This window comes from Synechocystis sp. PCC 7509 (genome assembly GCF_000332075.2).
Taxonomy (GTDB): Bacteria; Cyanobacteriota; Cyanobacteriia; order Cyanobacteriales; family Chroococcidiopsidaceae; genus Aliterella.
Map to the genome: position 1 here is coordinate 80930 of NZ_KI966369.1, position 7229 is coordinate 88158.

The 7229-nt window shown below is 41.3% G+C and carries 9 protein-coding genes and 1 pseudogene; 6 read left to right on the top strand and 4 right to left on the bottom strand.

Going from position 1 to position 7229, the window contains the following annotated elements:
* Positions 1-70: 70 nt before the first annotated feature.
* From SYN7509_RS0223240 to SYN7509_RS29965, 5 genes are all read left to right on the top strand, one after another.
* Positions 71-289 carry a hypothetical protein gene (locus SYN7509_RS0223240; protein WP_009630694.1) on the top strand — a complete coding sequence of 73 codons (219 nt, stop codon included), beginning with the start codon at positions 71-73 and terminating at the stop codon, positions 287-289.
* On the top strand, positions 271-450 hold the full coding sequence (locus tag SYN7509_RS0223245) for a hypothetical protein (RefSeq protein ID WP_009630695.1): 180 nt from the start codon (positions 271-273) through the stop codon (positions 448-450). The genes SYN7509_RS0223240 and SYN7509_RS0223245 overlap by 19 nt, the downstream gene beginning before the upstream one ends.
* A gap of 142 nt (positions 451-592) precedes the next feature.
* The gene (locus SYN7509_RS0223250; RefSeq protein ID WP_009630696.1) at positions 593-1297 is read left to right on the top strand and encodes an SDR family NAD(P)-dependent oxidoreductase; all 705 of its coding nucleotides are present in this window, start codon (positions 593-595) and stop codon (positions 1295-1297) included.
* Between the two features lie 220 nt (positions 1298-1517).
* On the top strand, positions 1518-2261 hold the full coding sequence (locus SYN7509_RS0223255) for an SDR family oxidoreductase (protein ID WP_009630697.1): 744 nt from the start codon (positions 1518-1520) through the stop codon (positions 2259-2261).
* A 347-nt stretch (positions 2262-2608) separates the two neighbouring features.
* Positions 2609-2788, top strand: coding sequence for a hypothetical protein (locus SYN7509_RS29965; protein ID WP_009630698.1), 180 nt, complete (start codon positions 2609-2611; stop codon positions 2786-2788).
* A 550-nt stretch (positions 2789-3338) separates the two neighbouring features.
* On the opposite strand, the gene SYN7509_RS0223265 is transcribed toward SYN7509_RS29965, so the two are convergent.
* The 3 genes from SYN7509_RS0223265 to SYN7509_RS31510 form a co-directional block, all read right to left on the bottom strand.
* Entirely contained in the window at positions 3339-4718 is a 1380-nt protein-coding gene (locus SYN7509_RS0223265) for a hypothetical protein (protein WP_009630699.1), read from the bottom strand.
* A gap of 331 nt (positions 4719-5049) precedes the next feature.
* A complete protein-coding gene (locus SYN7509_RS0223270) occupies positions 5050-5319 on the bottom strand; it encodes a hypothetical protein (protein WP_009630700.1) in 270 nt (89 codons plus the stop codon).
* On the bottom strand, positions 5316-5450 hold the full coding sequence (locus SYN7509_RS31510; protein ID WP_255327343.1) for a hypothetical protein: 135 nt from the start codon (positions 5448-5450) through the stop codon (positions 5316-5318). Before SYN7509_RS31510 ends, SYN7509_RS0223270 begins: the two co-directional genes overlap by 4 nt.
* A 336-nt stretch (positions 5451-5786) precedes the next feature.
* On the opposite strand from SYN7509_RS31510, the gene SYN7509_RS27085 reads away from it, so the two are divergent.
* Complete coding sequence (locus SYN7509_RS27085; protein ID WP_009630701.1) at positions 5787-7133, top strand: sensor domain-containing protein; 1347 nt, start codon at positions 5787-5789, stop codon at positions 7131-7133.
* A 2-nt stretch (positions 7134-7135) separates the two neighbouring features.
* Here SYN7509_RS27085 and SYN7509_RS31950 read toward each other — a convergent pair.
* A pseudogene (locus SYN7509_RS31950) lies at positions 7136-7229 on the bottom strand (IS6 family transposase); the annotation flags it as partial.

Here is a 7229-nt window from a genome sequence, read left to right on the forward strand (position 1 = left end):
AGCTAAATTTCACGATTACAATATCCTGCTGATGACAGTGAAACATTACTAATTCAAGGAGATTTTAGTTATGACATCCTTTGACAAAGCGACAGAGCAGTCAAACGTTCCACTGACAGACTTGCCTCAAGGATTTAGCGGGCAAATCCGATTCATGGAAGGAGCGCAGCATAGTGCTTTTGCAACTTCTGTGCTAATTGCCGATGTTCCTCCAAGCGCAGAACCCCCATTACATATTCACTACACCGAAGAAGTGCAAGTTTTACCTGCGTGTCGGCTGGAGTTTTAATTGGTGACGAGCGCCAACCAAACGAACGCAATATTACCCTCATCAACATATTTACCGTAATGCCAGAAAAACAAGAAACTGCTGCCGCCAAAATTGCTGAAATTTATGAAAATTTTGTTCGCCATCAACTAGGTTTTGTGAGAGTTGAAATTCGAGCATAGTTTAGATGGGACAACAGTAACAGCAATCGCCCATTGGCAATCGCTTGCAGCGCTAGCAACTATGCAGCAAAACCGAGATTATCTATGCCGCTTCTCATATTTATGAAACGGTCGCATTAATTAACTAATCAGGCAAAATTCAATGAATAAATTAGCTGGAAAAGTTGCACTAATCGCTGGCGGAACAGGCGGCGTTGGGGAGGGCATTGTGCGGGCATTTCTTCAATCCGGCGCAACCGTTGTTGTTCCCTCCCGCACTCCTGATAAACTCAACCAATTGCGCGAACATTTAGGAGAACTTGAGCGCGAACGCTTGATTCTGATTGAGGGCGAACTGAGCAATACTGAGCGCGCCGAAGAACTACGCGCTCACATTATGGAAAAAGTGACCCAGTTAGATGCGGTCGTTGCTTCCATCAACGGGAGATGGAACCAAGACTTCCCTTTAATCCAAACTTCCTTAGAGGATTGGCGACAGATGCTAGAAAGCAATTTGACCGCTCATTTCATTGCCGCTCGCACTTTTTTACCTGTTTTGAAAAAAGGTAGCAGTTACACCCTAATCGGTGGTGGTGCGGCAGAACAAGCAATTCCAAATTACGGTTTGGTTTGTATTCCTGCGGCGGGACAACTGATGCTAACGCAAATTTTAGCTGCCGAAAGTAAAGGCACTGGTATTCGGATCAATGAAGTTGTCTTGCACAGCATGATTGCTACCCGTGAACGTCCTAGTGCCGAGCATCCAGAATGGCTTACCGCCAACGAAGTAGGTCAATATACAGCTTGGCTGGCAACGGATGAAGCCACTATGGTAAGCAAGAGCATTATTCGCTTATACCAACATTAAAAAATACCTATTTCATCTTGCTCCCTAGCTTGTTAGTTTGAATCGCTGGCAAAAAAACATCTCGAATGGAGAACAATGTCATGCCTCTTTAATGACCCATTACTAATCTAAACGACCTTTACTATTGCCTTAACATAGAAGGATTGCAAATTATTGCCATTCCATAAAATCATTAAGCTGATTCGTCCTTGTTAGTTATTAACCAAAATGGAGTAAATAGATGCAGATTGAGAATGCAGTTGTCTTAGTTACTGGTGCAAATGGCGGGATTGGAGCGGAGTTTGTTACCGCACTCCACCAGGCAGGTGCTGCGCGCATTTATGCTTGCGCCCGTAAGCTTGAATCTTTGTCTAGGCTAGTTGCTGCTGACCCAGAGCGGATTGTGCCGCTCTCCCTGGATATCACCGATCAATTATCAATTCAAGCGGCGGTAAGCCAGTGTCAGGATGTTAACTTGTTGATTAACAATGCCGGAGTGCTGCTTAACTATCAGGGATGCATCGCTGTACCTAATCTGGATGATGCTAGAACCGAAATGGAGATTAACTACTTTGGTACATTGGCGATGTGTCGTGCCTTCGCCTCAATCCTCAAGGCCAACGGGGGCGGAGCAATTATCAATATCTTGTCGATATTGGCGCGAGTACCCATCCCGATGACTGGCTCCTACAGCGCTTCTAAAGCAGCAGAACTGTCGATGACACAAACCGTTCGAGCAGAACTGGCAGCCCAAGGAACTCAGGTCATTGCGGTCATGCCCGGAACTGTCGATACCGACATGGCAAAAGATTACCCACCGCCAAAAGTATCTCCCGCAGAAGTTGCAAAGGCTTCTCTACAAGCGGTGATTGACGGCATTGAGGAAGTGTACCCTGGTGAGCAGGCAACTCAAATGGCTGCCCAGATCGTTGATAATCTCAAAGCAGTTGAAAAGCAATTTGCTCAAATGTTGCCTTCAACTTAGTCACTTTTAACCCAATATTCAGAGAACACCATGAGCAATTCAAATTTTAATTTAGTTTTAACTAGGGGTAAAAGTAGCGAGTGTGACATGAGCCGCCACGTAACTTCTGAAAGCTCTACTACGAGAGGGTTACAAAAATAAAATTGCTCTATAATCTAAAAATCGCCGAAAAACCTTATTCTTACTGTACTAATTGAAGTCACATTATTTGGCACAGTGTTTGTGAACGTAGCCACAAGGGTTTCAGGCTACAAAAAATAGAGGGGTTCAAATGGTACGGCTCAAGGTAACAAATATTGTCTAACAAATCCATTTTTTAAAATTAAAAATCATTTTTTTGATAAAACATGGTCGGAGTAAAATTTACAGACGACGCATGGCGGCAAAATGAGTCTTGGCTATTTTTACCCCAACAAGAGATATTGGCAGTGATGCAAAGGTTATACTTGCCGCCGCTTATCTTAGTTCTCATAACGGTATTTCATCGGATAAATCTATTTGTCAGCTTGAGACAGTTAACACGATGATTAGTAGACAGATTACATGATTCCGTCGAAGCAGCTTGGCAAGACTATTTTCCGATTAGAGACGATTTTTTAGCAATTCCCTCAATGCAGTGGCTTAAACCTCACCTCAATAAGCTTACCCACCAAATAACCATCAGTTTCAGAAATAACCTTGCCGTCCTCATCCTCAAGTACGAGCTTCTGCACTATATCGATCACAGCCACTTTGCAGTTACGATCACTATCGACTAGCGCAAGAAATTCATATCCGCACTTTTGAGCGATCCTTCGACGTTGAGCTTGAGCTTGTTTCCGCACCGCTCGGACTTCTGCCTCTAACTAAACAATACGCTTTCTTAGGGGTTGAGTGCGATTACTCATAGGTTTTCTCCTCTAGCTACACTTTATCTTTTCTTCTTTTTTGTGGCTGGTTTGATCTCAAATTGCTGTAAGAGGGATATTACAGTTCGGCTCAACTAATTTTTATACAGTTTAATTTACTATTTAAATGGTCTGTTTTGAAGATGTTAGTGAGTTATATCTTCATTTTTGAAAACTTTGTATTATATTTTTACCTTGCGGATTTCTTTAAAATTTTCCAAAGAAAAAAGGCTGGATTTTGTCTAATTTGATTTGAATAATCTATAAAAGGTTTATATCCTCTTGCTGCTGTAGCTAAAACTGTTGATAACTCTGCTACACTCCAATCACTTCCTTGACTAGCAGCTAATAGACTTCCTGACAAGATGATTGCATCAAAGAATGCGCTTGTCTTTCTAATTTGACTTATTTTCTGATTGATAGCGTGAATTTGAACTTCATTTAACTCGTGCATTGCATTTTCAGCCTTAATCTTTAATTCTTCCGGATCTTTAATCAGTCTTAAGTCCTTAAATTGTTTATCTAGATGTAAGCGGAAGTTTTGAAATTCTTCACCATAATTCATCCGAATTTCCATCAATGCGGAAATATCAACCTGTTCTAAAAATGGTAATTCCATATTTAAGAAAATATTGGCTGTATTAGTTGGGATACCGTTTTCTGAAGGAAAGAACTTGCTAAGTAGGTCGAATATAAATTTAGATTCAGTTAAATAAGAAGCTTCATACCGACTGGCAATAAAAGTTTTCCATGCAACCTCATCATAAATTTGCTTGCATGATGAATAAAAAGACTGATCTACCCAATTGATAAATGTATCTCTGTCTGGAAGATTTTTCTCTAGCTGCATTGATACTTGAAATTTACTCTCTTGTTCATCTAACAGACTAAAATCAGATTTGTATAAAATATATCCATAGTGTCTGTTTATATGGTTTTTAAAGCGAAATATGATTTCTCTACAAGGCTGTAACCGCTTAAGATTAATAGCTTGCGGGTTATCAAATGATCTTTCCAAGGAATTCACAATGACATTCTTGTGAAAGAATTCAATTAAAGGTTTAGGCAAAACATCGGAAAAAAGTTTTTCTGAATAAAGAATAGGAAGTTGTTCTGGTGTTTCTAAAAAATGATTGATAGGTAGAAATTTTACATAGTCAGCAGTTACCATTGGAGTAAGTTGATTCATATAACTCACTATTTCCGAGAGCTTTTTTCTATCTAAAGGTTCTTCGCTGATTCCTTGAGAATGTTTCAATACCTTACTAAATTCATTTTCTCTATGTCCAAAGGAAAAAACAGGATCATTGATAACATATTGATTAATATAAAATGCACTCTGTTTTAGCAAACCTATAGTAGGCATCTCAAGACCTGAAACTATCTTAAGGCTAGATGCGTTTGTTGAAATTTCTTGCTCAAGCTCAGATTGCCTAGATATGCAAAACTCCCTATAGTTATTCAACTCACTCAGTAGTTCTTGTTCAGAAAAATCACTGAATCTATGCGCGATCACATTATTATTAAATAGAAAGCTATCGGTCAAAAAATCAAAGGTTTGAGAACCCATTGTTCTAGCTACTAAAGAAGTTCGGGTCTATACTAACTTAAATTATCAAAACTTTACTTGTGCTTTGTCCAGCAGTATAACAAGTTCCAGTGCCGGAACTTTCCCCTGTGAGCGGCTGAGGGCAAAAGTTACCTATGTCGGGAAATTTGGTTGTTATCCTGCTTCATTCGATTAGGTGGAGTTTGCAAACGATCATGGATTGTACTTTTTAGGCTGTTGCTGGGTATTAATTTTAGTAATATTTGTAATGACGATGGAGCAAACTCGCCCTAGAATATCGATGCTTAAAACTGTTCGGAGGGAAGTTTGTTTAGTAGTTTCCTCAGTGTAATTAAGTGAACCTCACCTCAATAATTTTACCCACCAAAGAACCATCAGTTTCAGAAACGACATTCCCCTCCTCATCCTCAAACACAAGCTTTTGCACAATGTCGATCACAACCACTTTACAGTTGCGATCGCTATCAACCAGTGATAAAAACTCATGCCCGCACTTTTGAACGATCCTTTGACGTTGGGCTTGAGCTTGCTTCCGCACTGCTCGTAGTTCTAACTCTAATTGGGCTATGCGTATTCTGAGTGTGTGAGTGCGATCGCTCATACCGTCTGCCCTCCCCTAGCAACGCGCTCAACCTCCGACCACGACAGCGATCGCAACCGACTCCACAGAGCTTGACCGCCGCCGACGAAATGCACCATGATATCGCCGTTATGGGAGTGCGAGTATTGCATCAGTCGCCGCTTGATTGCCTCGTCAATCCATTCTTTCCAGTGGCAGCTTGGTTTGGTCAGGTAGAGCTAAATGGCTTAGTTCAAAGCTCAGACTTTCTCTAGCTTCACTTGGGCAATATCATTTCACATTTTTAACCGAACACTAAGGGCTAAGATAGCCAAGCTTAAAGCTGTTTTAATAATTTCCTTAGTTCACGTCTTGCACCAAGTTTCGTCAATAACTGATGTATAGCTTTTTGCTGGATGTTTCCCGTATTTACACTGAACTTTTCTTAATTTTGGTTAGATATCGTTAAAGTTGGGAACTATAAACTAGACCCAATCACAGCATAAATTATGCAACTTGATAACCCCGTGCAGAAGCCCACAGTGAACTTACCAGAGCCGATTAACTATGAGCGGATTTTAGCGAAGATTGCCCTTCGTATCCGTCAATCGCTTAATCTAAATGAAGTTCTTAACACCGCAGTGGCGGAAGTCAGACAATTTCTTCATACAGATCGGGTGGTTATTTATCGCTTTGAGCCAGATTGGAGCGGTATTGTGGTTGTAGAATCTGTAGGTTCAGATTGGCTACCTACCCTAGGAGCAGCAATCCATGACACTTGCTTTACTACGGAGACTCAGGTTCAGCCTTACAAACAGGGACGCATCCGAGCAATAGAAGATATTTATACAGAAAATATCGCTCAATGTCATGTTGATTTACTAGCTCGATTTCAGGTCAGATCCAACTTGGTAGTCCCTATTTTACAAGGGGATAATTTGTGGGGACTGCTGATTGCCCATCACTGTTCAGCACCACGACGATGGCAGGCTTGGGAAATTGATTTGTTAGAACAACTAGCAACCCATATGGCGATTGCTATTCAGCAGTCAGAACTTTATTTGCAAACCCAAACGGAACTAATCAATCGCCAACGAGCAGAAGCAGCTTTACAAAAAGCTAAAAATGAACTCGAAATTAAAGTAGCAGAACGAACTCGTGAACTTAGAACGACTAATCAGTTACTGCGGAGCGAAATTCTTGAACGCCAGCAAGTTGAATCCGCATTAAGAGTAAGCGAGGAACGTTATGCACTAGCTGTAAATGGCGCTCAAGACGGACTATGGGACTGGGATTTAAAAACAAACGAGGTCTATTTTTCCTCCCGTTGGAAGTCTATGCTCGGCAACGATAAGCAATTTATTAACAGTCCAGAAGCATGGTTTAACCTAGTGCATCCCGATGAAATCGAGCGGCTCAAGGTAGAAATTTCAACCCACATTGAGGGGTTGACTCCTCACTTTGAGAGTGAATACCGGATCAAGCATCAGGATGGTACTTATCGCTGGATGTTGAGCCGGGGATTAGCAGTTCGAGATTCAAAGGGGAAAGCCTACCGTATTGCAGGTTGTCAAACGGATGTGACCGGGCGTAAGTTGGCAGAGTCACAACTCCTCCATGACGCTTTCCATGATGCCCTAACAGGTTTGTCCAACCGAGCTTTATTTATGGATCGCTTAGGTCATGCAGTGGAGCGAGTGAAACGGCAGGAAAATTCTATATTTGCCGTTCTGTTTGTAGATTTAGACCGCTTCAAGGTAATTAACGATAGCCTCGGACATCTATGTGGAGATCGCTTACTAAGGTTGTGTTGCAAAAACTTAGTGAAGACAGAAAACCCCTGTGGCAGGAGTTGAAATTATGCAACTACCCCAAAGATTTGATAGATAAAGACAAGTCGCTCTTTGATGGCTCCCCTGGGAACACCAATAACTTGTCCTTTTCTAACCATG